Origin of the sequence: Pseudomonas hormoni (genome assembly GCF_018502625.1) — a bacterium.
Lineage (GTDB): Bacteria > Pseudomonadota > Gammaproteobacteria > Pseudomonadales > Pseudomonadaceae > Aquipseudomonas > Aquipseudomonas hormoni.
Map to the genome: position 1 here is coordinate 5,001 of NZ_CP075566.1, position 26,451 is coordinate 31,451.

At 59.7% G+C, this 26,451-nt stretch carries 19 protein-coding genes and 2 rRNA genes (1 of these 21 cut by a window edge); 14 read left to right on the forward strand and 7 right to left on the reverse strand.

Going from position 1 to position 26,451, the window contains the following annotated elements; translation table 11 throughout:
- From KJF94_RS00020 to yfiB, 8 genes are all read left to right on the forward strand, one after another.
- Window positions 1-468: ribosomal RNA gene (locus KJF94_RS00020) — 23S ribosomal RNA — on the forward strand; it begins 2,423 nt to the left of the window's first position.
- A gap of 154 nt (window positions 469-622) precedes the next feature.
- A 5S ribosomal RNA gene (gene rrf, locus KJF94_RS00025) occupies window positions 623-738 on the forward strand.
- 156 nt (window positions 739-894) lie between these two features.
- Window positions 895-4,347, forward strand: coding sequence for an exodeoxyribonuclease V subunit gamma (gene recC, locus KJF94_RS00030; RefSeq protein WP_214380524.1), 3,453 nt, complete (start codon window positions 895-897; stop codon window positions 4,345-4,347).
- A complete protein-coding gene (gene recB / locus KJF94_RS00035; RefSeq protein WP_214380525.1) occupies window positions 4,344-8,036 on the forward strand; it encodes an exodeoxyribonuclease V subunit beta in 3,693 nt (1,230 codons plus the stop codon). The genes recC and recB overlap by 4 nt, the downstream gene beginning before the upstream one ends.
- Entirely contained in the window at window positions 8,033-10,141 is a 2,109-nt protein-coding gene (gene recD, locus KJF94_RS00040) for an exodeoxyribonuclease V subunit alpha (protein WP_214380526.1), read from the forward strand. The genes recB and recD overlap by 4 nt, the downstream gene beginning before the upstream one ends.
- Window positions 10,142-10,260: 119 nt before the next feature.
- Entirely contained in the window at window positions 10,261-10,836 is a 576-nt protein-coding gene (gene yfiR, locus KJF94_RS00045) for a regulatory sequestration protein YfiR (RefSeq protein ID WP_214380527.1), read from the forward strand.
- A complete protein-coding gene (dgcN, locus tag KJF94_RS00050) occupies window positions 10,833-12,101 on the forward strand; it encodes a diguanylate cyclase DgcN/YfiN (protein ID WP_214380528.1) in 1,269 nt (422 codons plus the stop codon). The genes yfiR and dgcN overlap by 4 nt, the downstream gene beginning before the upstream one ends.
- On the forward strand, window positions 12,101-12,601 hold the full coding sequence (gene yfiB, locus KJF94_RS00055) for an outer membrane lipoprotein YfiB (protein WP_214380529.1): 501 nt from the start codon (window positions 12,101-12,103) through the stop codon (window positions 12,599-12,601). The genes dgcN and yfiB overlap by 1 nt, the downstream gene beginning before the upstream one ends.
- Here yfiB and KJF94_RS00060 read toward each other — a convergent pair.
- Entirely contained in the window at window positions 12,598-13,545 is a 948-nt protein-coding gene (locus KJF94_RS00060) for a LysR family transcriptional regulator (protein WP_214380530.1), read from the reverse strand. The two genes, yfiB and KJF94_RS00060, sit on opposite strands and share 4 nt — an antisense overlap.
- A gap of 162 nt (window positions 13,546-13,707) precedes the next feature.
- On the opposite strand from KJF94_RS00060, the gene KJF94_RS00065 reads away from it, so the two are divergent.
- Entirely contained in the window at window positions 13,708-15,234 is a 1,527-nt protein-coding gene (locus tag KJF94_RS00065) for a CoA-acylating methylmalonate-semialdehyde dehydrogenase (protein ID WP_214380531.1), read from the forward strand.
- A 10-nt stretch (window positions 15,235-15,244) separates the two neighbouring features.
- On the forward strand, window positions 15,245-16,132 hold the full coding sequence (gene mmsB / locus KJF94_RS00070) for a 3-hydroxyisobutyrate dehydrogenase (protein WP_214380532.1): 888 nt from the start codon (window positions 15,245-15,247) through the stop codon (window positions 16,130-16,132).
- A 219-nt stretch (window positions 16,133-16,351) separates the two neighbouring features.
- On the opposite strand, the gene KJF94_RS00075 is transcribed toward mmsB, so the two are convergent.
- Entirely contained in the window at window positions 16,352-16,696 is a 345-nt protein-coding gene (locus tag KJF94_RS00075) for a cupin domain-containing protein (protein ID WP_008024653.1), read from the reverse strand.
- Between the two features lie 275 nt (window positions 16,697-16,971).
- Between KJF94_RS00075 and kynB the strand changes: the two genes are divergently transcribed.
- Together kynB and kynA are read left to right on the forward strand one after the other, a co-directional pair.
- On the forward strand, window positions 16,972-17,637 hold the full coding sequence (kynB, locus tag KJF94_RS00080) for an arylformamidase (protein ID WP_214380533.1): 666 nt from the start codon (window positions 16,972-16,974) through the stop codon (window positions 17,635-17,637).
- On the forward strand, window positions 17,634-18,488 hold the full coding sequence (gene kynA / locus KJF94_RS00085) for a tryptophan 2,3-dioxygenase (RefSeq protein ID WP_214380534.1): 855 nt from the start codon (window positions 17,634-17,636) through the stop codon (window positions 18,486-18,488). The genes kynB and kynA overlap by 4 nt, the downstream gene beginning before the upstream one ends.
- A 63-nt stretch (window positions 18,489-18,551) precedes the next feature.
- On the opposite strand, the gene KJF94_RS00090 is transcribed toward kynA, so the two are convergent.
- Genes KJF94_RS00090 through antA form a run of 4 tightly spaced genes read right to left on the reverse strand, consistent with a single transcriptional unit; the run spans window position 18,552 to window position 22,919 of the window.
- The gene (locus tag KJF94_RS00090) at window positions 18,552-19,955 is read right to left on the reverse strand and encodes an amino acid permease (RefSeq protein ID WP_214380535.1); all 1,404 of its coding nucleotides are present in this window, start codon (window positions 19,953-19,955) and stop codon (window positions 18,552-18,554) included.
- 43 nt (window positions 19,956-19,998) lie between these two features.
- On the reverse strand, window positions 19,999-21,018 hold the full coding sequence (gene antC, locus KJF94_RS00095; RefSeq protein WP_214380536.1) for an anthranilate 1,2-dioxygenase electron transfer component AntC: 1,020 nt from the start codon (window positions 21,016-21,018) through the stop codon (window positions 19,999-20,001).
- 18 nt (window positions 21,019-21,036) lie between these two features.
- Window positions 21,037-21,528 (reverse strand): anthranilate 1,2-dioxygenase small subunit, encoded by a 492-nt coding sequence (gene antB, locus KJF94_RS00100; RefSeq protein ID WP_214380537.1) that lies wholly within the window; start codon window positions 21,526-21,528, stop codon window positions 21,037-21,039.
- A gap of 2 nt (window positions 21,529-21,530) precedes the next feature.
- A complete protein-coding gene (gene antA / locus KJF94_RS00105; RefSeq protein ID WP_214380538.1) occupies window positions 21,531-22,919 on the reverse strand; it encodes an anthranilate 1,2-dioxygenase large subunit in 1,389 nt (462 codons plus the stop codon).
- 383 nt (window positions 22,920-23,302) lie between these two features.
- On the opposite strand from antA, the gene KJF94_RS00110 reads away from it, so the two are divergent.
- Window positions 23,303-24,310: an AraC family transcriptional regulator gene (locus KJF94_RS00110; protein ID WP_214380539.1), complete on the forward strand. Its 1,008-nt coding sequence runs from the start codon at window positions 23,303-23,305 to the stop codon at window positions 24,308-24,310.
- A gap of 206 nt (window positions 24,311-24,516) precedes the next feature.
- Here the strand turns inward: KJF94_RS00110 and KJF94_RS00115 are convergent, their stop codons facing one another.
- Window positions 24,517-24,990, reverse strand: coding sequence for an Lrp/AsnC family transcriptional regulator (locus KJF94_RS00115; protein WP_214380540.1), 474 nt, complete (start codon window positions 24,988-24,990; stop codon window positions 24,517-24,519).
- A 174-nt stretch (window positions 24,991-25,164) separates the two neighbouring features.
- Here KJF94_RS00115 and kynU point away from each other — a divergent pair, with 174 nt between their 5' ends.
- Entirely contained in the window at window positions 25,165-26,415 is a 1,251-nt protein-coding gene (kynU, locus tag KJF94_RS00120; protein ID WP_214380541.1) for a kynureninase, read from the forward strand.
- Window positions 26,416-26,451: the final 36 nt, after the last annotated feature.

The window sequence follows — 26,451 nt, forward strand, 5'->3', positions numbered from 1 at the left end:
GTACTCCGGGGATAACAGGCTGATACCGCCCAAGAGTTCATATCGACGGCGGTGTTTGGCACCTCGATGTCGGCTCATCACATCCTGGGGCTGAAGCCGGTCCCAAGGGTATGGCTGTTCGCCATTTAAAGTGGTACGCGAGCTGGGTTTAGAACGTCGTGAGACAGTTCGGTCCCTATCTGCCGTGGACGTTTGAGATTTGAGAGGGGCTGCTCCTAGTACGAGAGGACCGGAGTGGACGAACCTCTGGTGTTCCGGTTGTCACGCCAGTGGCATTGCCGGGTAGCTATGTTCGGAATAGATAACCGCTGAAAGCATCTAAGCGGGAAACTAGCCTCAAGATGAGATCTCACTGGGACCTTGAGTCCCCTGAAGGGCCGTCGAAGACTACGACGTTGATAGGTTGGGTGTGTAAGCGCTGTGAGGCGTTGAGCTAACCAATACTAATTGCCCGTGAGGCTTGACCATATAACACCCAAGCAATTTGACTACTCGAAAGAGCATCAGATTGCGGTGTGTGAAGACGAAACGAACCGAAAGTTCGAGAAACAAACACACAAACTATCGCATACCCATTCGCTGGAGCGTGAACCGCAAGGTACACGAGCTGGCTACCGAATTTCTTGACGACCATAGAGCATTGGAACCACCTGATCCCATCCCGAACTCAGCAGTGAAACGATGCATCGCCGATGGTAGTGTGGGGTTTCCCCATGTGAGAGTAGGTCATCGTCAAGATTAAATTCCGAAACCCCTATCTGCGTATGCAGGTAGGGGTTTTGTTTTGCCCGCAGGAAAGTTCGTACAGCAGTACCGGACGGCTTCCGGCTGTCACAGTCTCCCGACAATGCTAAGGTTCGGCCCTAGCTTTTGTATTTTCCCAAGGAAGCCTTTATGCCGGACGCGACGTCCCTCAGTGCTGGTTTTATGGTGGTTCACGGCAACCGCCTGGACGAGTTGCGCAGCCTGGTGGTCAGCTGGATGCGGCGCTACCCGTTGGCACCCTTGGAAAATGAAATCGCTTTGGTACAAAGCAATGGCATTGCCCAGTGGTTGAAACTGGCACTGGCTGAGGATCCGAAAGAGGACGACATGGGCGGCTGCGGTATCGCCGCAGCGATCGATGTGCAGTTGCCGGGCAGCTTCATGTGGCAGCTCTATCGCATGGTCCTTGGACGAGATGAAATCCCGGTCAAATCCCTGCTCGATAAAGCCCCGCTGACCTGGCGGCTCATGCGTCTGCTTCCACAGTTGATCGATCAGCCACACTTCGAGCCTCTGCAACGCTTCCTTACCCATGACACCGATTTGCGCAAACGCTATCAATTGGCCGAGCGACTGGCTGACCTGTTTGACCAATACCAGGTGTACCGAGCCGACTGGCTCGAAGACTGGGCAGAAGGTCGTCATCAATTACGCAACGGTCGGGGTGAAGCGAAAGCACTGACCCCGGCCAACTGCTGGCAGGCAGAATTGTGGCGGGCACTGTTGCTGGATGTCGGTGAACAAGGCATGGCGCAAAGCCGTGCCGGCGTCCATCAACGATTTATCGAGCGTATCAATAGCCTGGACGTTGCGCCTGATGGGCTTCCTTCACGAGTGATCGTTTTCGGTATTTCTTCACTTCCCGCCCAGGCGCTGGAAGCGCTTGCCGGGCTGGCTCGTTTCAGCCAGGTTTTGCTGTGCGTTCATAACCCGTGTCGTCACCATTGGGCGGACATCGTCGCCGATAAAGACCTGTTACGGCATCAATACAAACGTCAGGCTCGCAAGAGCGGCATGCCGGTTGTCCTGGATCCGCAAACCCTGCATCAGCATGCCCATCCGCTGTTGGCTGCGTGGGGCAAGCAGGGGCGGGACTACATCAATCTGCTCGATAGCTACGACGATCCCAACAGCTATCGCTCGGCATTTCGTGACGGGCGAATCGACCTGTTCAGTGATAGCCAGCCACTGAACATGCTCAATCAATTGCAGGACGACATTCTTGAATTACGTCCTCTGAATGAAACGCGTGAACGCTGGCCGGCAGTCGATCCAAAAGCGGATCAATCAATCCGTTTTCACATTGCCCACAGCGCCCAGCGCGAGGTGGAGATCCTTCACGATCAGTTGCTCGCACGCTTCAGTGCAGATCCTGGGTTAAGGCCTCGCGACGTCATCGTGATGGTCCCGGATATCGACAGCTACGCCCCGCATATTCGTGCAGTATTCGGGCAGCTTGAACGCAATGACCCGCGCTTCATTCCCTTCACGCTCGCAGACCAGGGGCAACGTGGTCGTGATCCGCTGCTGATTGCTGTCGAACATCTGCTCAAACTGCCGGACAGTCGATTCCCCGTCAGCGAGATCCTCGACCTGCTGGATGTTCCGGCCCTGCGCGCTCGCTTTGGTGTGGAGGAGCGAGACCTGCCCACCCTGCATCGCTGGATCGAAGGCGCAGGCATCCGTTGGGGCATGAACGCCGGGCAACGAGCGGGGTTGGGCCTTCCTCAGGAACTGGAGCAAAACAGTTGGCGTTTCGGACTGCGGCGGATGCTGCTCGGCTACGCCGTGGGAAGCGGCAGTGCCTGCGAAGGCATCGAGCCCTACGACGAGATCGGTGGTCTGGATGCCGCACTCATCGGTCCTCTGGTTGCTTTGTTGGACGCGCTGGAGATTGCCCACCAGGAACTCTCTCAACCGGCGTCGCCCAAGCAATGGGGCATGCGGTTGCAGGCGCTGATGCAATTGTTTTTCCAGGCCAGCAATGAACATGACGACTACCTGCTGGCCCAGCTCGAAGAGTTGCGTGAAACCTGGCTTGAGACCTGTGAGTCCGTCGGGTTGCACGACGAATTACCGTTGACTGTCGTTCGTGAAGCCTGGCTCGCCGGTCTTGATCAAGGTCGCTTGTCCCAGCGCTTTCTCGCCGGCGCAGTCAATTTCTGTACGTTGATGCCGATGCGCGCGATCCCATTCAAACTGGTCTGTCTGCTCGGCATGAATGACGGCGATTACCCGCGTGCGCAACCGCCTTTGGACTTCGACCTCATGGGCAGTGATTACCGACCGGGTGACCGTTCGCGCCGCGAAGATGACCGCTATCTGCTGTTGGAAGCGCTGCTGTCGGCATGTGACCAGCTCTATATCAGTTGGGTCGGCCGTAGCATTCGCGATAACAGCGAGCGTCCCGCATCCGTATTGATCGGCCAGTTGCGCGACCATCTGGCCAGTGGCTGGCGATTGCACAATGCAGATGAAGATCTGCTTGAGGCCATGACTCAGGAACATCCGTTGCAACCGTTCAGCGCCCGCTACTTCCATGAAGGCGATGACCTGTTCAGCTTCGCCAACGAATGGCAGGTGCTTCATCAATCAGTTGAGCCAGAAATCGATAACAACATCCTGGCCCCTTACGTTCAGGAAGAGCCGCTGAGCCTCGGTCAGTTGCAGGATTTCCTGCGCAACCCTGTGCGACATTTCTTCAGCCAGCGATTGAAGGTGTTCTTCGAAGCCGCTGAAGTGCCGCTGGCCGATGAAGAGCCCTTTGTACTTGATGCGCTGCAACGCTATAGCCTCAGCGACAGTTTGCTTGGCGCCGCGCTGGCACAGCTTGAACGTGCGGATGAGGTGTTGGACGCGCATGCCAAACGCCTGCAAAACAGCGGACTGCTGCCCATGGCCGGTTTCGGAGAATGCCTGCAACGAGAGTTGATCGAACCGTTGCCGGATCTGCTGCAACGCTATCAACAGCTTCTGACGTTATGGCCCACACCACTCACCAGCGCTCTGCCGATCAATCTCGAACTTCAAGGTTTGCGTCTCGAAGGATGGCTCAGCGGTCTGCATCAACGCGCAGACGGTGGTTTGCTGTCGATCACCACGATTCCAAACAGCATCGGTTCGATCAAATCTCGCAAGTGGCATCGTCTGACACGACCATGGATCAATCATCTGGTTGCCTGCGCCAGTGGCATGGAGATGACCACTGCACTCGTGGCCAGTGACGACAGTCTGTTACTGGGTCCGATTGAAAAAAATACCGCATCCCTAATCCTGGGCGACCTGTTGATGGCCTGGCAAACGGGCATGCGCCAGCCCCTGCCCATCGCAGTGAAAACAGCGTTTGCCTGGCTCGCTCAGACAGATCCGGCCAAAGCCGATGCCGCTGCGCGCAAAGCCTACGAAGGCGATGGCATGACCACGGATGGCGAGCGCCGGGAAAGTCCCGCGCTCGCCCGGCAGTTCGCTGACTACGACGCACTGATCGCCGACGAGACCTTCCCTGATTGGTGCAACGCTTTGTACAAACCGATGCTTGAAGCGCCGTGGCGCTCATTGAGCAGCGAGGAGGCGCGCTCATGACCGCGAAAACACCGCTGGCCCTGGCGTTCCCGCTGCGCGGCAGTCAACTGATCGAAGCCAGTGCCGGGACCGGTAAAACCTTCACTATTTCCGCGCTGTACCTGCGCCTGGTCCTCGGCCATGGTGGCGAATCGAGCGGTTTCGGGCGTGAATTGTTGCCGCCGCAAATCCTCGTCGTGACCTTCACTGACGCCGCGACCAAGGAGCTGCGCGAACGCATTCGAACGCGCCTGGCAGAAGCCGCGCGTTTTTTCCGCGATGAAACACCGCCGCCGGATGCGCTGATCGCGGAGCTGCGTGATCAGTACCTTCCAGAGCAGTGGCCCGGATGCGCGAACCGTCTGGACATCGCGGCCCAGTGGATGGATGAAGCGGCTGTCTCGACCATTCACAGCTGGTGTCAGCGGATGTTGCGCGAGCATGCGTTCGACAGTGGCAGCCTGTTTACCCAGACCCTGGAAACCGATCACAGCGATTTGCTGGGCGAAGTCCTGCGCGATTACTGGCGATTGTTCTGCTACCCGATGCAAGGCGATGCGCTGAACTGGGTGCGCGGTAATTGGGGCGGTCCGGCGGCTCTGTTGCCACGAGTCCGTGGGTTGTTCGCCAGTGAACGCGACAGCGTCGAAGGCAAAGAGCCTGCCGAGCTGATCATCGAATGTCTGCAGGAGCGACGGGCAGCCTTGATCGAACTCAAAATGCCCTGGCGTCAGTGGGCAGACGAGTTGCTTGCGATCTGTCATGAAGGTGTCGCGAGCAAAAGCGTCGATGGGCGCAAGATGCAGGCGCGCTATTTCGAACCCTGGTTCGAAAAGTTAAAGGCCTGGGCCGAAGACGAATTGCTTGAACAGTTGGATATTGGCACCGGCTTCACCCGCCTGACTCCCGAGGGCATGGCTGAAGCGTGGAAAAAAGGCGAAGTCCCCAATCATCCGGGACTGGACGCCATGCCTGGCCTCAAGGTCAGTCTCGATGGATTGCCGACTCCCGATGCCGCGGTTCTGCAACACGCCGCCCAGTGGGTGGGTGCACGGTTCGAGGCAGAAAAACGTCGTCGCGCGGAAATGGGTTTCGATGACATGTTGCTGCGCCTCGATGCCGCGCTGCAATCCGAGGGTGGCGAACGCCTGGCGACCTTGATTCGCGAACAGTTTCCGGTGGCGTTGATCGACGAGTTCCAGGACACCGACCCGGTGCAGTACCGGATCTTCGAAAGCATCTATCGTATCGAAGACAACAACCCCGAATGCGGCCTGTTCCTGATCGGCGACCCCAAGCAGGCGATCTATGCCTTCCGGGGTGCCGATATCTATACCTACCTGCGCGCCCGCCAGGCCACTGCTGGCCGACTGCATACACTGGGCACTAACTTCCGTTCCAGCCATGGCATGGTCGGTGCGGTAAACCATGTATTTGAGCGTGCCGAGTTGCGCGAGGCCGGACGGGGCGCGTTCCTGTTTCGCGAAAAGAATGGCGAAAACCCCGTGCCGTTTCTACCGGTCGCCTCCCAGGGACGCAAAGAAGTTCTGAGCATCGAGGGGCAGGTTGTACCCGCGCTGAACATCTGGCACCTGTCCGCGGATCAACCCCTGTCCGGCGCGGTTTACCGGCAGCAATTGGCTGCCGCTTGCGCCAGTGAAATCACCGCGTTGCTTAACGGCGGACAGCAAGGCAAAGCGGGTTTCATCCAGGACGGCAAGGACTTTAGAGGCCTGTTGCCGGCGGATATCGCGATCCTGGTGCGTGACGGTAAAGAGGCTCAGGCCGTACGCGCCGAGCTGTCCGCCCGTGGTGTGCGCAGCGTTTATCTGTCGGACAAGGACTCGGTGTTCGCCGCCCAGGAAGCCCACGATCTGCTGACCTGGCTCAAGGCCTGTGCCGAGCCGGATGTCGAGCGTCCGTTGCGGGCAGCGCTGGCGAGCATCACGTTGAACCTGTCGCTCGCAGAGCTTGAGCGATTGAATCAGGACGAGCTGGCCTGGGAAGCGCGGGTCATGCAGTTCCGTGGTTATCGCGAGCTCTGGCGCAAGCAAGGTGTGCTGCCGATGCTGCGTCGCTTGCTGCATGACTTCCAGCTACCTCAGGCATTGATTGCACGCAGTGACGGCGAGCGGGTGCTGACCAACCTGCTGCATCTGTCGGAGTTGCTGCAACAGGCGGCCGCTGAACTGGATGGTGAGCAAGCATTGATCCGGCATTTGTCCGAACATCTGGCGCTGTCCGGTCAGGCGGGTGAGGAGCAGATCCTGCGTCTTGAGAGTGACGAGCAACTGGTCAAGGTCGTGACCATTCACAAGTCCAAGGGGCTTGAGTACCCCTTGGTGTTTCTGCCGTTCGTGTGTTCGGCGAAACCGGTGGACGGTAGCCGTTTGCCCCTGCATTACCACGATGAAACCGGTAACGCTCGAGTGACCCTGAAGCCCACGCCCGAGTTGATCACGCTGGCGGATGATGAACGGCTGGCCGAGGATCTGCGTTTGCTTTATGTGGCGCTGACCCGGGCTCAACACGCCTGCTGGCTCGGCGTCACTGACCTCAAGCGCGGTAATAACAACAGCTCGGTGTTGCACCTTTCTGCGTTGGGGTATCTGTTGGGCGGCGGTGCTCCATTAGCGGAGTCGCAAGGGTTGAAGCGTTGGCTGGAAGACCTGCAGCAGGATTGTCCCGCGCTGAATTACAGTGAGATGCCTGAAAAGACGGATGAGCATTACCATCCGCCGCAGAACGATGCGACGTTGCTCGCTCCCCTGATCCCCAAGCGCAAGGCCAGCGAAAACTGGTGGATTGCTTCCTACAGCGCCCTGCGCATTGGCGAAACCCTGAGCATGGGCAGTGACGAAGCACCGGAAAACCCGCAGGCGCAAAAGCTGTTCGACGACGAGCGCCTCGATCCCGAGGCGCCGCGCGAAGTGATCGCCGGCGGTGCCGATATCCATCGTTTCCCTCGCGGTCCGAATCCCGGCACCTTTCTCCATGGTTTGCTTGAGTGGGCCGGCGACGAAGGTTTTGCCGCCACCCCGCAAGCCGTGGAAGACGCGATTGCCCGTCGCTGCAACCGTCGTGGCTGGGAAGGCTGGATCACCACGCTGAGCGATTGGCTGCAGCACTTGCTCAAGACCCCGCTGCACATCGGCGCGGGACAGGCGCCCGTGATCTTTGGGCAACTGAAGCAATACCGTGTCGAGATGGAGTTCTGGTTCGCCAGCCATAAGGTCGATGTACTCAAGCTCGATGAACTGGTCCGCCAACATACCCACAACGGCGTTGCTCGTGTCGCGGCCGAACCGGTGCTGCTCAATGGCATGTTCAAAGGCTTCATCGACCTGACCTTCGAGCACGATGGTCGTTATTACGTCGCCGATTACAAATCCAACTGGCTGGGCGTCGATGACATGGCCTACACCGAGCAGGCCATGGAACAGTCGATTCTGGACAATCGCTATGACCTGCAATACGTGCTGTACCTGTTGGCCCTGCATCGTCAGCTCAAGGCGCGGCTTGCCGATTACGATTACGACCGGCATGTCGGAGGGGCGTTGTATCTGTTCCTGCGCGGAACGCACGCGTCCAGTCAGGGCGTGTATTTTGCCCGTCCGCCAAGAGAGCTGATCGAGCGTCTGGACCGGCTGTTCCAGGGTAAGCCGGAATCCAAGGCCGAACCGGCCTGGGAACAGGGAGTATTGCTATGACCCGCACCTTCGCCGATTTGTTGCCCACACCGTTGGCAGCCGGAAGCCTGGCGAGTCTGGCGCCGTTGAGTCGCGCCGATGATTTGCTGTTGTTGCTCACGCGCTGGGTCGAGCGCGGCTGGTTGCGAGCGCTGGACAAAGCCTTCGTTGCCTTTTTGCACGAGCTTGCTCCCGACGGTGATCCGCTGGTGCTGCTGGCGGCGGCGTTGACCAGTCATCAACTGGGTCACGGTCACGTCTGCCTGGATCTGTTCGAGACGCTCAAGGCGCCGGATTTCGCCCTGTCGTTGCCACCGGAAGGCGACCTGCAAAGTGGCGCGATGCTGCTGCCTTCGCAATTGCTTGAGACGCTGGACGGCGCCCATTGGTGCAAGGTCCTGGCCTCCAGCCGTCTGGTTGCATTGGCGGCCGATAGCAGCGAAACGGCGCAGCAAAGGCCGTTGGTGTTATCGGGAAAGCGCCTGTACCTGCGCCGTTATTGGGCGTACGAGCGACGTATCGATAACGCGCTGCGCCTACGCTTGGCGGAACACGAATCCACACCGAATGACTTGCCCCAGCGCCTCACCGGTCTGTTCGGTCCGGCTCGGTCCGGTGAGGTGATCGACTGGCAGAAACTCGCGTGTGCCTTGGCGACCCGCAGTGCATTCAGCATCGTCACCGGCGGTCCCGGGACCGGCAAGACCACCACGGTCGTGCGTTTGCTGGCGCTGTTGCAGGCACCGGCGGTGGAGGCTGGCAAACCACTGCGCATCCGTCTCGCCGCCCCCACCGGTAAAGCGGCGGCACGGCTGACGGAGTCCATCAGCCAGCAAGTCCGGACGCTGGAAGTGGCCGAGGCCGTGCGAGAAAAAATTCCGTCAGACGTCACCACCGTGCACCGCCTGCTCGGCAGCCGTCCCGGAACCCGACACTTTCGGCACCACGCCGGTAATCGTTTGCCGCTGGATGTTCTGGTGGTCGACGAAGCCTCGATGATCGACCTGGAGATGATGGCCAATCTGCTCGACGCGATGCCGGCCCATGCCCGACTGGTGCTGCTCGGTGACAAGGATCAACTGGCATCGGTGGAAGCCGGCGCCGTGCTGGGCGATTTGTGTCGCGACGCCGAGGCAGGTTGGTACAGCCCGCAGACGTGCCAGTGGCTGGAGGCGGTCAGTGGTGAAAACCTCGAGACCAGTGGTTTGCAGGAAGACACCCACGGGACTCATCCGCTGGCCCAGCAGGTCGTGATGCTGCGCCACTCGCGCCGGTTCGGCGAGGGCAGCGGCATTGGTCAACTGGCTCGCTGGGTCAATCAGCAACAACCGGAAGAAGCTCGCAAATTGTTGGCGGCTGAAAGCCACGATGATGTGTTTTCCCTGCCTCTCAAAGATGAGCACGACAGGGCACTGGAGCGCTTGTTGCTCGAAGGCCATGGTGATGGGCCGCAAGGGTATCGGCATTACCTGAGCCTGCTGCGCAATCGGCGACCGTCGCTCGACAGCACCCTCGATGATCCGCGTTGGACCGATTGGGCTCGCGACGTGCTGCAGGCCTTTGATGCCTTCCAGTTGCTGTGCGCCGTGCGCAAGGGGCCATGGGGCGTGGAAGGTCTGAATCAGCGAGTGACTGACGCGCTGCTCAAGGCCCGACTGATCGACAGCAACCAGCAGTGGTACGAAGGTCGGCCAGTGCTGATGACTCGCAACGACTATGGCCTGGGCTTGATGAACGGCGACATCGGCATTGCTCTCAAGCTGCCGGAGCGCGAGGGTTCCGACGCGGGACGCCACGTGCTGCGCGTGGCCTTCCCGCGTAACGACGGCCAGGGCGGCGTGCGCTTTGTCCTGCCGAGCCGGCTGAATGATGTCGAAACGGTGTACGCCATGACCGTGCACAAGTCCCAGGGCTCCGAGTTCGCCCATACGGCGCTGATTTTGCCGGACGCCCTGAACCCGGTTCTGACCAAAGAGCTCATCTATACCGGCATCACCCGCGCCAAGCACTGGTTTACCTTGATCGAACCTCGAACCGGCGTGTTTGAAGAGGCGGTGCGACGCAAGGTCAAGCGGCTGAGCGGGCTGATGCTGGAATTGGAAGAGGCCGTGTCGCCGGGGGATTGAAGAAGGCCGCGCCAGACGACGGAAACTGTCCGAAGTGCCGTCTTACGCGGCCTCGCGAGCGTTTCGACGCTATGCTATCGTTGCGGCATCATCCTGATACGATCGAAGAGAATCCCTGCATGAAGGTGGCTGTCTGGACGACAGAGCACATTGTTGTGTGCAAGCAAGTCATGCTGGCAGGCATTCTCTGCTTGCTCAGTGGCCTCGTTATCGCGCAAGCGCAAACGCCACCGGGTATGGCCGATCAACGCGCCCAAGCCGTCACACAGGTTGTACTCGGCATACTCAGTTATGCCCGTTGGCCTGTTGAGCCAGCACAACTGCGCTTGTGCATAGTGGGGCCCACCGAATACACCGACGATCTGGTCAAAGGCACGACCCAGGCCACCGGCCGTCCTGTCACCGTGCGCCGGTTGCTGGCGGACAACCCGTCCATTGTCGGTGAGTGCGACGCGGTGTACATCGGTAAACTGACCAGCGAGGAACGCAGCCAGCTCTTCGCTTCGCTGGCTGGGCGTCCGGTGCTGAGCATCAGCGAAAGCGATGACCAATGCACCGTCGGCAGCCTGTTCTGCCTGCGAGTCGGCGATGAGCAAGTGTCCTTTGAGGTCAACCTCGATTCCGTCGCCCGCAGCGGCGTGAGAATCCACCCCAGTGTGCTGCAACTGTCCCGCCGCAAACCGGCGGCACCATGACGCTATTCAAACCGGATAGCCGCCCGACCTTGCGCTCGGTCATCGGTCGCGGTCATTTGATCGTCGCGCTGGTGGGCGTGGCCATGGCCAGTGTCTCGCTGACGTTGCTGGGCGTGCTGGCCTTGCGGGTTTACGCCGACCACAACCTGCACCTGATTGCTCGCTCCATCAACTACACCGTGGAAGCAGCGGTGGTGTTCAACGACAAGGCGGCCGCCACGGAAGCGCTGGCGTTGATCGCGTCCACCGAAGAAGTGGCCGATGCCCAGGTGCTGGACGAGCAGGGCAAGTTGTTGGCCCGTTGGCAGCGACCGGAAACCGGATTTTTCTCGGACCTGGAAATGCAGATGGCCAAGGCGTTTCTGGAAAAACCGATCAGCATGCCGATTGTCCATCAGGGCCAGGAAATCGGCAGCATCCAGCTCACCGGTCACGGTGGCAGCCTGATGCGCTTTTTGCTCAGCGGACTGGTGGGTATCGTTCTGTGCACCGCTGTCAGCGCCTGGGTGGCGCTGTATCTCGCACGCCGACAACTTCGCGGGATCACCGGCCCCCTGCGTAGCTTGGCTTCCGTGGCTCACGCCGCACGCAGTGACCGTGCCTTCGACCGGCGTGTGCCGCCGGCCGCCATTGCCGAACTCGACAACCTGGGCAACGACTTCAATGCCTTGCTCGATGAACTCGAATCCTGGCAGACCCACCTGCAAAGCGAAAACGAAACGCTGGCCCACCAGGCCAGCCATGACAGCCTCACAGGGCTACCGAACCGGGCGTTTTTCGAAGGACGGTTGATTCGTTCGCTGCGCAATGCCCACAAGCTCGACGAGCGCGTGGCGGTGCTGTTTCTCGACAGTGACCGGTTCAAGGAAATCAACGATAACTTCGGTCACGCCGCCGGCGATGCGGTGCTGGTGGCCGTGGCCAATCGGGTTCGTGCGCAGCTGCGCGAAGACGATCTGGTGGCGCGTCTGGGGGGCGACGAATTTGCCGTCCTGCTGACTCCGCTGCACAAGACCGAAGACGCCGAGCGGATCGCCGACAAAATCCTTGAAAGCATGGAAATGCCGATCCCGTTGCCAGGGACCAGCCAAGTGTTGACCTCTCTCAGTATCGGCATCGCCGTGTACCCCGATCATGGGACGACACCGGGGGCTCTGCTCCACGCTGCCGATGCGGCCATGTATCAAGCCAAGCGCCTCGCCAGAGGGGCTCAGCACACGTCAGGGTCGGAGCACCCTGTCGCCGATGTTCAAACCAGGAGCTAATGCCCGTGTTCTCACTCCCCCTGCGGTTTTTCACGATCACCCTGTTCATGGCCGTGCTGGCATTGACCGGTTGTCAGACGGCGCCGCAAAAAGGCCTGACCCCGGCGCAGGTGGCGGTGCTCAAACAGCAAGGTTTCGAGTTGACCGACGAGGGCTGGGCGTTTGGGCTGTCCGGCAAAGTGTTGTTTGGCAGTGACGTCGAAAAGCTCAATCCGCAGAGCACCGAGATCGTCGAGCGCATTGGCAAGGCGCTGCTGGGTGTCGGGATCGAGCGGGTACGGGTCGATGGCCACACCGACGCGTCGGGCAAAGAGCCGTATAACGAACAGCTGTCCCTGCGCCGCGCGCGAAGCGTCGAAAAAGTTCTGACCGCGGCGGGCATGAAGGAACAAAACATCCAGCTACGCGGCCTCGGCAGCAGTCAGCCCGTTGCCTCCAACGACACCGCCGCCGGCCGAACCGAGAACCGCCGGGTGTCGATCGTAGTCAGCGCCGATTAATCGGCGAACAGCATGTCCCGCCGCTCACCCATCAACAGCCCCTGATTCTGCTCGGTGACCTCCCGGATGTAATCCCACAACAGGGTGATCCGCTTGAGCTTGCGCAAATCCTCCCGGCAGTACATCCAGAACTGCCGCGTGATGTTGATCTCTTCCGGCAACACCGGCAGTAAACGCGGATCCTGCGCGGCGAGGAAGCACGGCAGAATCGCCAGCGACCGCCCTTGCTGCGCCGCCACGAATTGTGCGATCACGCTGGTGCTGCGCAGATTGGCACTGGCGCCGGGCAGCACGTTGGCCAGGTACAACAGCTCCGAGCTGAACGCCAGGTCGTCGACATAACTGATGAATGAATGCTTGCCCAAGTCTGCCGGGCGGCGGATGGGCGGGTGTTTGTCCAGATAGTCCTGGGTCGCATACAACTGCAATTTGTAGTCGCAGAGTTTGCAGCAGACGTACGGGCCATGCTCCGGACGCTCAAGCGCAATGACGATGTCCGCCTCGCGCTTGGACAGGCTGATGAAGTGCGGCAGGGGCAGGATGTCCACCGAGATTGCCGGGTAGGCATCGACGAAATGACTCAGTTGCGGGGTGATGAAAAAGCTGCCGAACCCTTCCGTGCAGCCCATCCGCACGTGCCCGGACAGCGCCACGCCGGACCCCGAAACCTGCTCGCAGGCCATGTGCAGCGTACTTTCGATCGACTCGGCATAACCGAGCAATCGCTGGCCTTCGGCGGTCAGGACGAAACCGCTGGTCCGGGACTTTTCAAAAAGCAGCGTGCCCAACGCCGCTTCCAGCGAACTGATGCGCCGCGACACGGTGGTGTAGTCCACCGCCAGGCGCTTGGCCGCGGTGCTGGCCTTGCGGGTGCGGGCGACTTCGAGAAAAAACTTGAGGTCATCCCAGTTCAGTGAACCTAAGGACGTGATGTTTTTTTGCATGATGGACCGGCTTTTATGTGCGTTCTTATTAGAAGTTTGCACATCTATACTCCAAAAACAGTCCGACAACCAATTCGCGACACACGCCTCATCTCAAGGCGACTTTCTCGCCTTGGCTCCCTAGATAGCTCTCTAAATAAGAACAATGTCCCGGAGACCAACATGAACGCATCGCTCACGCCAAACGAAACCACTGTGCAAAAGGTCAAGCTGTTGATCGACGGCGAGTGGGTCGAGTCCCAGACCACCGAATGGCACGACATCGTCAACCCGGCGACCCAGCAAGTGCTGGCCAAGGTTCCGTTTGCCACGGCGCAGGAAGTCGACGCCGCGATCAGTGCCGCCCATCGTGCCTTCCAGACCTGGAAGCTGACCCCGATCGGCGCGCGCATGCGCATCATGCTCAAGCTCCAGGCGTTGATCCGCGAGCATTCCAAACGCATCGCCGTGGTGCTCAGCAACGAGCAGGGCAAAACCATTGCCGACGCTGAAGGCGACATTTTCCGTGGCCTGGAAGTGGTCGAACACGCCTGCTCCATCGGCAGCCTGCAAATGGGCGAATTCGCCGAAAACGTCGCGGGCGGCGTCGATACCTACACCCTGCGTCAGCCAATCGGCGTCTGCGCCGGCATCACCCCGTTCAACTTCCCGGCGATGATTCCGCTGTGGATGTTCCCGATGGCCATCGCCTGCGGCAACACCTTCGTGCTCAAGCCGTCCGAACAGGACCCGATGTCGACCATGCTGCTGGTGGAACTGGCGATCGAGGCCGGTGTTCCGGCAGGCGTGCTTAACGTCGTTCATGGCGGCAAGGACGTGGTGGACGCGCTCTGCACTCATAAAGATATCAAGGCCGTTTCCTTCGTCGGTTCGACCGCCGTCGGTACGCACGTCTATGACCTGGCCGGCAAACACGGCAAGCGCGTGCAATCGATGATGGGCGCGAAGAACCACGCCGTGGTGCTGCCGGATGCCAACCGCGAACAAGCGCTGAATGCGCTGGTCGGTGCCGGTTTCGGTGCGGCCGGTCAGCGTTGCATGGCGACTTCCGTGGTGGTGCTGGTGGGCGCGGCCAAGCAATGGCTGCCAGACCTGAAAGCGCTGGCGCAGAAACTCAAGGTCAATGCCGGCAGCGAGCCGGGCACTGACGTCGGTCCAGTGATTTCCAAGCGCGCCAAGGCGCGGATTCTCGATCTGATCGAAAGCGGCATCAAGGAAGGCGCCAAGCTTGAGCTGGATGGTCGCGATATCACGGTTCCTGGCTACGAGAAGGGCAACTTTGTCGGCCCGACCCTGTTCTCCGGCGTGACCACCGAGATGCAGATCTACACCCAGGAAATCTTCGGCCCGGTGCTGGTGGTGCTGGAAGTGAACACGCTCGACGAGGCCATCGCCCTGGTCAACGCCAACCCGTTCGGCAACGGCACCGGCCTGTTCACCCAGAGCGGTGCGGCGGCGCGCAAATTCCAGAACGAAATCGATGTCGGTCAGGTCGGTATCAACATCCCGATTCCGGTGCCGGTCCCGTTCTTCAGCTTCACCGGTTCGCGCGGTTCCAAACTCGGCGACCTCGGCCCGTATGGCAAGCAAGTGGTGCAGTTCTACACTCAGACCAAGACTGTCACCAGTCGCTGGTTCGATGACGACAGCGTCAACGACGGTGTGAACACCACCATCAACTTGCGTTAAGGAGCCGGACATGAAAATTGCTTTTATCGGTCTCGGCAACATGGGCGCGCCGATGGCGCGCAACCTGATCAAGGCCGGCCATTCGCTGCGGCTGGTCGACCTGAACAAAACCGTTCTGGCCGAGCTGGAACAACTGGGCGGCAGCATCAGCGCGACAGCCCGTGAAGCCGCTCAAGGCGCAGAACTGGTAATCACCATGCTGCCCGCCGCTGTGCACGTGCGCAGTGTGTGGCTGGGTGAAGACGGCGTGCTGGCGGGGATCGCCAAAGGTGTGCCGGCCGTGGATTGCAGCACCATCGATCCGCAAACGGCGCGCGATGTGGCCGCTGCGGCAGCCAAACAAGGCGTGGTCATGGCCGATGCACCGGTGTCTGGTGGCACTGGCGGCGCAGCGGCCGGGACCCTGACCTTCATGGTTGGCGCCACGCCGGAACTGTTCGCCACCCTGCAACCGGTACTGGCGCAGATGGGCCGCAACATCGTCCATTGCGGCGAAGTCGGCACCGGACAAATTGCCAAGATCTGCAACAACCTGCTGCTGGCGATTTCCATGGTCGGCGTCAGTGAAGCCATGGCGCTCGGTGATGCGCTGGGGATCGACACCACCGTGCTGGCCGGGATCATCAACAGTTCCACCGGGCGTTGCTGGAGTTCGGAGATGTACAACCCGTGGCCTGGCATCGTCGAAACGGCGCCGGCCTCGCGCGGCTATACCGGCGGTTTCGGTGCCGAACTGATGCTCAAGGATCTGGGGCTGGCCACGGAAGCGGCACGTCAGGCGCACCAACCGGTGGTGCTCGGCGCGGTGGCCCAGCAGTTGTATCAGGCGATGAGCCAGCGTGGGGAAGGTGGCAAGGATTTCTCGGCGATCATCAACAGCTATCGCAAACCCCAATAAGGGCTTTGGTGAGGGGCTTTTGTGGTGAGGGGGCTTGCTCCCGCTGGTTCGCGAAGCGGACCCAGGTTCAGCGGATGCGGTGCTTCAGAAAAACTGCATTTGCTGATTTTGCGACTGCTTCGCAGCCGAGCGGGAGCAAGCTCCCTCGCCACAGGTACTGCATGTGCGCATCGACATTTACCGGGAAATCACGTCGGGTGATCTCCCGGTTTTTTTGCATCAGGCAAACACGAAATACTTGCGCACGGTTTCTACCACTTCCCACGTGCCTTTCATCCCCGGCTCAATGACGAAAATATCACCGGCACGCAGATGGATCGGCTCCTTTCCTTCCGGGGTGATGATGCAGTAGCCCTCGCGGAAATCGCAGTATTCCCACTTCACGTATTCCACATACCACTTGCCCGGCGTGCAGATCCAGGTGCCCATGATCTTGCTGCCGTCTTCGCTGGTGTAGGCGTTGAGGTTGACGGTGTGCGGGTCGCCTTCGAGTTTTTCCCATTTGCAGGCGTCAAGGACCGGCAGGGGGTGAGTGTCGCGAAGAACGGTAATCGGTGCGGACATGATGACTCCGAGCGTGAGGGAGAACTGAAGTCGCACCCTATAGGGCTTGGTGCGGCATCAGTTGTCTGTGCTCGACATCGGGGTATCCAGAAACGCAGCGGCCATCACCTGCTCGAGGGCTGAAACCACCTGTGGGCCCATTGAAATTTCCACTCGATAAACCGCCGATTCCTGGCAGTTTGTGCGAAAGCCCCAGGCTTTTTCGAACGTTTTTGCAAGAACATGCACAGGTATCACTCGTATCATTCACTTCGGAAAAGGCCGAGAGCTGTGCAATGAAAAAAACAATGTCGTGGTGGGACATCAGCCCGCCCTTGAGTACCGCAACACCGACCTGGCCGGGTGACACGCCGTTTCAGGAAGAACGCGTCTGGACGTTAGGGCCGGAATGCCCGGTGAATGTCGGGCGCATCACGCTGTCGCCGCACACCGGTGCCCATGTCGATGCGCCGCTGCACTACAGCAAGGACGGCGCCGCCATCGGCGATGTGTCGCTCGACGTCTACATCGGACGTTGCCGGGTGCTGCATTGCCTGGACAGCGACCGACTGGTGCAGCCTGAGCAACTGCAAGGGCGTTTGGACAACCTGCCCGAACGTGTCCTGCTGCGTACCTATCGACACGCGCCGCTGACCACCTGGGACCCTGAATTCACCGCGGTCGCCAAAGATACGGTCGACCTGCTCGCCAGTCTCGGCGTACGCCTGATCGGTATCGACACGCCGTCGCTCGACCCGCAGCAATCCAAGACCATGGATTCGCACAACGCCGTGGCCCGTCACGGCATGGCCATTCTCGAGGGCATCGTGCTCGATGACGTCCCGGAAGGGGATTATGAGTTGATCGCGCTGCCGCTGCGCTTTGCCAATCTCGATGCCAGTCCGGTCAGGGCCATTTTGCGTCCACTGAACACACCGCCACATGAGGAGCCTGCTCAATGAGCCAATGTCCGTATTCGCCTGCCAATCAGACAGAGGAATGGCATAACGCCGAGCTGAATTTTTCCGACTCCATGAGCTACGGCGACTACCTGGATCTGGGGCGTATTCTCAGTGCTCAGCACCCGTTGTCGCCGGACCATAACGAGATGCTGTTCATCATCCAGCACCAGACCTCCGAGCTGTGGATGAAGCTGATGCTGCACGAGCTCAAGGCCGCCCGCGAACACCTGCGGCTGGGAGAATTGCCACCGGCCTTCAAGATGCTGGCGCGGGTCTCGCGGATCTTTGATCAGCTGGTGCATGCGTGGACGGTGCTGGCCACCATGACGCCCACCGAGTACCACTCGATCAGGCATTTTCTGGGGCAATCGTCGGGCTTTCAGTCGTTCCAGTACCGTGAGATCGAGTTCATCCTGGGCAACAAAAGCGCGACGCTGTTGCGCCCGCATGCCCATCGGCCGGAGCTGTTGCAGGAGCTCGAAAAAGCCATCGCCACGCCTTCGCTGTATGACGAAGCGATTCGCTTGATGGTCAGCGCCGGACTGACGATTGACCCGCAGCGTTTCGAGCGTGACCCGACCGGCCCGACGCAGCATGACGCCTCGGTCGAAGCGGCCTGGCGTGTGGTCTACAAAGATCCGTCGCGTTATTGGGATCTCTATCAACTGGCCGAGAAACTCATCGATCTCGAAGACTCGTTCCGTCAGTGGCGCTTCCGCCATGTCACCACGGTCGAGCGGATCATCGGTTTTCAACCAGGCACCGGCGGCACAGAAGGGGTTGGTTATCTGCGCAAGATGCTCGATACCGTGCTGTTCCCGGAGTTGTGGCGAGTGCGCTCGACACTGTGATCCAGTAAAAATAGAAAAGCCCCGGCATTCATTGAATGCCGGGGCTTTTTGTTGCGCGCAGGATTATTGAGCGACTGGCAAGCCGCGATCACGCGCCACACGCATCCGGTAGAACACGTAGATGATCAACACCCAGACCGGGATGGCGATGACCGAGGCGCGTATGCCGGGAATCATCCACATCACGCAGATGATCATGGCCATGAACGCCAGGCACAGGTAGTTGCTGAAGGGGAACCAGAACGACTTGAAGCTCGGCACGATGCCTTGCTGGCCCATGATTTTGCGGAACTTCAGGTGGGTCAGGCTGATCAGCGTCCAGTTGATCATCAGCGAGGCGACCACCAGGGCAAACAGCAACTCCAACGCTTCATGGGGAGCCAGGTAGTTGACCAGCACGGACAGCATGGTGATCAGCGCCGAGATGCCCAGCGCCCGCAGTGGCACGCCTTGTTTGTTCAGTTTCATCAGCGACTTCGGTGCATCGCCCTGTTCGGCCAGGCCGTAGAGCATGCGGCTGTTGCAGTAGACGCCGCTGTTGTAGACCGAGAGCGCCGCGGTGAGCACCACGAAGTTGAGGATTTGCGCGGCGGTGTCGCTGCCGATCAGCGAGAAGATCTGCACGAACGGGCTGCCGCTGTAGGCATCGCCGGACGCGCCGAGGGTCTGCAGCAATTGATCCCAGGGGTACAGCGACAGCAGCACGGTGAGCGCGCCGACGTAGAAGATCAACACGCGATAAACCACCTGGTTGATCGCCTTGGGAATCACCTTCCTCGGTTCGCTGGCTTCAGCGGCAGTGATGCCGACCAGCTCCAGGCCGCCGAAGGAGAACATGATGAACGCCATCGACATCAGCAAACCGGTGGTGCCGTTGGGGAAGAAACCGCCGTGGCTCCACAGGTTACTGACCGACGCCTGCGGGCCGCCGGAGCCGCTGAACAGCATGTAGCAGCCCAGGACGATCATGCCGATGATCGCCACGACCTTGATGATCGCGAACCAGAACTCCATCTCGCCGAAGACTTTGACGTTCATCGTGTTGATCAGGTTGACCAGGACGAAGAACACCGCGGCGCTGACCCAGGTCGGGATCTCCGGCCACCAGAACTGCACGTACTTGCCGACGGCCGTCAGCTCGGCCATGCCCACCAGCACGTACAGCACCCAGTAATTCCAGCCGGACAGGAAGCCGGCATAACCGCTCCAGTACTTGTGGGCGAAGTGACTGAACGAACCGGCCACCGGCTCCTCGACAATCATCTCGCCCAACTGGCGCATGATCAGGAAGGCAATGAACCCGGCAATCGCATAGCCGAGGATCATCGACGGACCGGCCGACTTGAGCACGCCCGCAGAACCGAGGAACAGTCCGGTGCCAATCGCCCCGCCCAAGGCGATCAGTTGAATATGTCGATTTTTCAACCCCCGCTTGAGCGTGCCCTGTTGCAAGATTTCATCCGCCATCTCGTTCCCTTCTGGTTATTGTTGTCAGGCCTGATTTGAAAGATCAGATATTACTCTCGGTGAACTTTTCGTAATACAGGTGAACGCTGTCCAGTGCCTGAGTCTGCAACCAGTTCTTGATCGACTCGACCATCGGTGGTGGGCCGCAGACGTACATGTCGACCGGCGCGTCGCGCAGTTCACTGGTGTCGAAATGCTCGGCAATGTAGCCGCGCTTGCCCGTCCACTGTGGCGATGGATCGCTGACCACTTCGGTGTAGCGAAACCCCGGAAGGCGTTCGGCATAGGCATCGATCCGTGCGCGTTCGCACAGATCGGCAGCGTCGCGCACGCCGTAGTACAAATGCACCGGCTGCGCGCAGCCGCGTTCGGCGAGGTCGTCGAGCATGCCCAGCAGTGCGGAAAGCCCGGTCCCGCCCGCCACCAGAATCAGTGGTTTGGCCACATGTCGCAGATAGAAGGCACCCAGCGGTGCCTCCAGAACGATTTCGTCGCCCACCTGGCAGCGTTCACGGATGTAGTTGCTCATCACCCCGTCGGGCAACAGGCGAATCAGGAATTGCAGTTGATTGTGCTCACTCGGCCGATTGGCGAACGAGTAGGAACGCTTGCTTTCAGTCCCCGGAATCAACAACCGGGCGTATTGACCCGGCAAGAAATCCAGGGGGGGTGTCGTACCGAGATCCAGGTGCAGAATCGCGGTGCTGGCTGAAATCTGCCTGACGCCGGTGACCGTTCCGCTCAGTTGTTCCGGACCCGCGGCGTTGCACAGGCTGGAAGCGAAGTCGAAATAAAACGCCGCGTCGGATTTTACCCGCGTCTGGCAGGTGAGCATTTTTCGTTGCTGCAGGTCCTGGCTGGAGAGGGCCTCCTCATCCACATAGTCCTGGCTGTAATCGCCCGATTCGCAGCGGCCCTGGCAGGTTCCGCAGACGCCTTCGCGGCAATCCAGAGGAATGTTGATGCCGTTGCGCAGGGCGGCGTCGAGCAGTATCTCGTTGGGCTGTACGGGAAAGAACAGCGTTTTGCCGTCGGCAAAGCTGAACGCGACCTTGTGGTTCATGCCCCGGTCTCCATGGTGTCAGAGGTGGTAGAAATCGAGCACCGAGTTGATGGTGTCGTTGAGCAGCAGGACATGCTTGCGGGTGATCAGCCAGCTGTCGGCGAGGGGCTTGAGGCGATAGGTCGCGCGGCCGTAGAACTGCTCGGACGTGGCCAGGCGATAGAACAGGGTGTGCCAGTTCAGGCGCACCTCCAACTCACCGCCGTCAAGTTCGCTGATCCGCACGTTGTTGATCAAATGCAGGGTGCGTGGCATCGGCGTCGATGACGCGGACTTGCCAGTACGCAGACGAAATACGCGGTCTTCCAGGCCTGAGCGATTGGGGTAGTAGATCAGCGACATCTCTCGTTTGGGGTCGAGGGTGTAGACGTGTTCCGAGTCCCATTGCGGCAGGTGAAACTCGCTCTGTTCGTCGAACAGCCTGATGTAGGCGTCCCACTCCTGGGCATCGCACAGTTCGGATTTGCGATAGAAAAACTGTTCGATCTGGTACTGCAGTTGCGCATTCATGTTCACACCTCACGTAGCTTCAGGGATTTCGCGTCCAGGCCGTCGAGCAGGAACTTCTGCCAGTTGCTGTGCTGGTTGACGTATAGGCCTTCGTGGGTGAATTCGGTGCCGGTCATGGCCGGGGCAATGCCGATCGATTCGCTGTTGGGGGTGGCGCCGGTTGCCCATTGATGGCTGCCGCGGGAAATATCGCTCCAGCGTTCCAGGCGTGCCTGGAAACCACGCTGCGCTTCGCGAAATTCCACGAGGTCGTCCGGTGTGCCGAGGCCCGACACGTTGAAGAAATCTTCGAACTGGCGAATGCGGTTTTCGCGGTCGGCGTCCGATTCGTTTTTGACCCCCAGGCACTGGCTGATGATCTCGGTTTTGTTCCAGGCCACCGGGCGGATGATGCGCAGTTGCGAACTGATCTGATCGAGGAAAAACAGGCTCGGATAAATGTTCAGGTTGCGCAGGCGATGCATCATCCATTCGGCTTTTTCCTGGCCGTGCTCTTCGATCAGGCGTGGCATGATCGTGGCATAACCGGAGCGCACTGTCGGGTTCGGCATGTCACTGAACAACAGGCTGTGGCCGTTATCGAAGGCGAACCAACCGTCATCGGTATTGGCATCGCCGGCGCCGAGCTTGCTGTAGTCGAGTGTTGTGCCGCTGCTGGTGCCGTTCTCGCTGTTGACCTGCTGGCGGTGCTGCACCGTGGCCACGTAGTTATAGTGGACGGTGCTGACGTGATAGCCATCGAGGCCGTTTTCGTTCTGCAGTTTCCAGTTGCCGTCGTAGGTGTAGGCCGACTTGCCGGGCAGCACTTCCAGCTCGCCGGTGGGCGACTGGGCAACCATCATGTCGAAGAACACCTTGGCATCGCCGAGGAAGTCTTCGAGGCTGTTGTCGGCGTGCACATCGAGGCTGATAAACACAAAACCCCTGTAGCTCTCGATGCGTGCTTTTTTCAGGCCTCGAGTGGCCTTGTCGAAACCTTCCGGGTATTCGCCGGGCGCCTTGACCTTGACCAGGCGGCCGTCGCTTTTGTAGCACCAGGCGTGGAAAGGGCAGGTGAAGGTCGACTGGTTGCCCTTGCCGACGCGGGTCAGTGTGGTGCCGCGATGCTGGCAGGCGTTGATCAGCGCGTTGAGCTGACCGTCACCGTCGCGGGTGATGATCATCGGCTGGCGGCCGGCGCGCATCGTGACGAAGTCGTGATTGTTGGCCAGTTCGCTTTCGTGGCAGGCGTAGATCCAGTTCTTCTCGAAGATCAGTTCCATCTCCAGATCGAACAACTGCGGTTCGGTGAAAATGTCCCGGGCGATCCGGAACACGCCGTCTGCCGGACGGAAGTCCAGGCAGCTTTCGATAAACGCTTTCCACTGCTCGACGTTTTTTTCGCCACTCATGGGTCTGTACCTTTTTTATTCGGGCCAATCGGTTGTGCTCATTAGAGAGAGTGGGGCGGGCAGGGGTCTATCCGCTTTGTCGACGAAGGCAGTCCATAAAATTGGTGGGGTAACACCGGGTGTGGTGAGCTGGGCAGCGAATACCCAGTCGCTGCACCGGGCGATAAACGGCTGCACCTGTTTGCAGCAATCAGGTACTGTTTCGCCAGACGTCGAGTGCTGTTCGATGGCGCTTGCCGACTTCAGATCGGCTGCGTTATCCGCTTAGTGGGTGATTGTTATCCGCTGGGTGAGCACCGCCGGTTTGTGGCCTGGAACTTGCTCTTTTCCAGCCGGATACGCGCCGTCAGAGCGCGCAGAAAAATAGCCGTGGGTGCACCGTGATGAGTAGCAAAACTGATCCGCAGTTTCGCGACATTTGTATTGATAGCTTTGACGTTGAGGGCGCACGGAACTGGATGTCCGGTATCTGCGGACCCCATCGACTGGTGACCACCACGCCCGAGCGGATCCGCTTTCATCACAGCGCCAATGTGTTCAAGTCGATGGCCACGACCCTGGGCACGATCGAGTACGGCACCGACGTCACCGTCGACATCGAAGACCCGGAACACTTCAGCAGTTACAGCCTGAGCTTGCCGTTGGTGGGCGAGCAGGAACTGAGCAAGAACGGCAGCGTGTTGAAGTCCAACCGCGATCAGGGCGTGATCATTTCACCCAATGAAAACCAGGTGCTGGCGATCTCCGGCGACTGTCGCAAAGTCCAGGTGGTGATAACCCGCGCCGCCATGAGTGAATCGCTTGAAGGCCTGTTGCAGCGGCCGCTGGATGCGCCGCTGCGGTTCGAGTCGGTCATGGACGCGGTCGACGGGGCGTCGGCGTCGTGGTGGCGCATGGCGCGTTATTTCATTGCCGAACTGGAGCGCAGCAGCGAACTGTATGACCAGGTGGCTTTCACTCGGGATGTCGAGAGTTCGTTGATCAAAGGTCTGATCCTCGCTCAGCCGAACAATTATTCAGAAGAACTGCGCGATGTGTTGGGCGTGAAGTTGCCGCATTACCTGATCAGGGCGAGGCAGTACATTCACGACAATGCCCGGGAAGCGCTGCACCTTGAGGACATCGAAGCGGCGGCCGGGGTTTCGCGCTTCAAGTTGTTCGAGGCGTTCAAAAAGTACTTTGCCCTGTCGCCGATGGTGTACCTGAAAAAGCACCGCTTGAACGCGGTGCGTCAGGACATTCTTGAGCACGGTTCTGCGCGCAATATTTCCGAGATCGCCATGGGCTGGGGGTTCACGCATATGGGGCGTTTTTCTGCGGAGTATCGCAAGTTGTTCGATGAAGCGCCGAGCATGACGTTGCAGCGGAATGAAGCGCGGCGTATGCGGTGATGGTGTTTGCTTACAGAAGGTTTTTGAGTACATATCCGTTGCTGCGGTAACGGCGACTATTGGTTCCGCTCTTACAGCGGGTCACTTGGCGCTTTTCCAAGTAACCCGCCGTAAGGGCGGAACCAATATCAGCCATCACCCAAATATTGGATATACACCCCGAAGTGAGCAGCATTACGCCGCATGCGCGACGTCCGCGGCCATCCTTACTTACGCACCACAAGATCCAGCAACTCCTCCCGCTCCTTGATTTTCTGCAGAACGATTTCCGAACGTATGTCGGTGACGCCCGCGGTTCGATTGAGCTGGTTGACGATGAAATCGGAGAAGTGTTTGAGGTTGCGCGCCTGAACCCGCAACACATAGTTGCTCGCACCGGTAATCACATACGCGGTGACCACTTCCGGCCACGACTGGACTTTCTTGATAAAGGTCTCGTGCCAGTCCTCGACGTCCTGTCGCAACGACACATGGACGATGGCTTCCAGCTCGATACCCAGCCGTTCAGCATTCAGCACCGCGCGATAGCCAGTAATGATTCCCTCACTTTCCAGCAGGCGCAAACGGCGCAGACAGGCCGACGGCGACAGGGCGACTTTCTCCGCCAGTTCCTGGTTGCTGATACGGCCATCCTGTTGCAGCTGATGCAGGATCCGCAGGTCTGTCGAGTCGAGATTCATGGTTGGTATAAATCCGCGTTTATTGGCGTTGTAGTCGAATTTTCTGCGAGATAACTACTATACGAGCGCCCACTTTGCACGAAAATTCTCTAAAGCTTCGTTCATTATCTGTCCACGGAAAAGGGGCCGAAAACGCCTGAAACACGCCACGACCTTCAAAGAACAGGACACCCGATGACAACAAGAAACGATTGCCTGCAGCTTGATGCCCAGGACACTCTCGCGCCATTGCGCCAGCAATTTGCACTGCCCGAAGGCGTGATCTATCTGGACGGCAACTCCCTCGGGGCACGGCCGGTCGCCGCATTGGCGCGTGCTCAAGAAGTGATTGCCGAAGAGTGGGGCAATGGTCTGATCCGCAGTTGGAACAGCGCGGGCTGGCGTGACCTGTCTGAGCATCTGGGCAATCGATTGGCCGGGCTGATCGGCGCGCGTGACGGTGAAGTGGTGGTGACCGACACCACCTCGATCAACCTGTTCAAGGTACTCAGCGCCGCCCTGCGAGTACAGGCCACACGGTCGCCGACGCGGCGAGTGATCGTCACCGAGTCCAGCAATTTTCCCACCGACCTGTACATCGCCGAAGGTCTGGCCGACATGCTGCAGCAGGGCTACACCCTGCGCCTGGTCGACAGCCCGCAAGAGCTGCCGCAAGCGATTGACCAGGACACTGCGGTGGTGATGCTCACCCACGTCAACTACAAGACTGGCTACATGCACGACATGCAGGCCCTGACCGCGCTGACCCACGAATGCGGTGCGCTGGCGATCTGGGACTTGGCGCATTCCGCCGGTGCGGTGCCGGTGGACCTGCATCAGGCGCAGGCCGATTACGCCATCGGTTGCACCTACAAATACCTCAATGGCGGCCCCGGTTCGCAAGCGTTTGTCTGGGTCAATCCGCAGCTGTGCGATCTGGTGGCGCAGCCGCTGTCCGGCTGGTTCGGACATTCGCGGCAGTTTGCGATGGAGTCTCGCTACGAGCCGAGCAGCGGCATCGCTCGCTACTTGTGTGGCACCCAGCCGATCACGTCATTGGCGATGGTCGAGTGTGGCCTGGACATCTTCGCCCAGACCGACATGGCCAGCCTGCGCCGCAAATCCCTGGCCCTGACTGACCTGTTTATCCAGTTGGTCGAGCAGCGTTGCTCCGCACACGAACTGACTCTGATCACTCCGCGCGAACACGCCAGACGCGGCAGCCATGTCAGCTTCGAACATCCCGAAGGTTACGCGGTGATCCAGGCCCTGATCGCCCGTGGTGTGATCGGCGATTACCGTGAGCCGCGGATCATGCGCTTCGGTTTTACCCCGCTGTACACCACCTTCACCGAAGTCTGGGATGCGGTGCAGATCCTCGGCGAGATTCTGGACCGGAAAACCTGGTCGCAAGCGCAATTCCAGGTCCGTCATAGCGTCACCTGAACCACCCGACGCCCGTGTCTTGCTGCTGAGATCTTC

Coding starts and splice junctions, on each gene's coding strand:
- kynA (WP_214380534.1), top strand. CDS start 17,634: ATGAGCCAATGTCCGTATTCGCCTGCCAATCAGACAGAGGAATGGCAT.
- KJF94_RS00090 (WP_214380535.1), bottom strand. CDS start 19,955: ATGGCGGATGAAATCTTGCAACAGGGCACGCTCAAGCGGGGGTTGAAA.
- kynU (WP_214380541.1), top strand. CDS start 25,165: ATGACAACAAGAAACGATTGCCTGCAGCTTGATGCCCAGGACACTCTC.
- KJF94_RS00060 (WP_214380530.1), bottom strand. CDS start 13,545: ATGCAAAAAAACATCACGTCCTTAGGTTCACTGAACTGGGATGACCTC.
- antB (WP_214380537.1), bottom strand. CDS start 21,528: ATGAATGCGCAACTGCAGTACCAGATCGAACAGTTTTTCTATCGCAAA.
- recB (WP_214380525.1), top strand. CDS start 4,344: ATGACCGCGAAAACACCGCTGGCCCTGGCGTTCCCGCTGCGCGGCAGT.
- antA (WP_214380538.1), bottom strand. CDS start 22,919: ATGAGTGGCGAAAAAAACGTCGAGCAGTGGAAAGCGTTTATCGAAAGC.
- recC (WP_214380524.1), top strand. CDS start 895: ATGCCGGACGCGACGTCCCTCAGTGCTGGTTTTATGGTGGTTCACGGC.
- recD (WP_214380526.1), top strand. CDS start 8,033: ATGACCCGCACCTTCGCCGATTTGTTGCCCACACCGTTGGCAGCCGGA.
- yfiR (WP_214380527.1), top strand. CDS start 10,261: ATGAAGGTGGCTGTCTGGACGACAGAGCACATTGTTGTGTGCAAGCAA.
- KJF94_RS00065 (WP_214380531.1), top strand. CDS start 13,708: ATGAACGCATCGCTCACGCCAAACGAAACCACTGTGCAAAAGGTCAAG.
- kynB (WP_214380533.1), top strand. CDS start 16,972: ATGAAAAAAACAATGTCGTGGTGGGACATCAGCCCGCCCTTGAGTACC.
- KJF94_RS00110 (WP_214380539.1), top strand. CDS start 23,303: ATGAGTAGCAAAACTGATCCGCAGTTTCGCGACATTTGTATTGATAGC.
- dgcN (WP_214380528.1), top strand. CDS start 10,833: ATGACGCTATTCAAACCGGATAGCCGCCCGACCTTGCGCTCGGTCATC.
- antC (WP_214380536.1), bottom strand. CDS start 21,018: ATGAACCACAAGGTCGCGTTCAGCTTTGCCGACGGCAAAACGCTGTTC.
- KJF94_RS00115 (WP_214380540.1), bottom strand. CDS start 24,990: ATGAATCTCGACTCGACAGACCTGCGGATCCTGCATCAGCTGCAACAG.
- yfiB (WP_214380529.1), top strand. CDS start 12,101: ATGCCCGTGTTCTCACTCCCCCTGCGGTTTTTCACGATCACCCTGTTC.
- KJF94_RS00075 (WP_008024653.1), bottom strand. CDS start 16,696: ATGTCCGCACCGATTACCGTTCTTCGCGACACTCACCCCCTGCCGGTC.
- mmsB (WP_214380532.1), top strand. CDS start 15,245: ATGAAAATTGCTTTTATCGGTCTCGGCAACATGGGCGCGCCGATGGCG.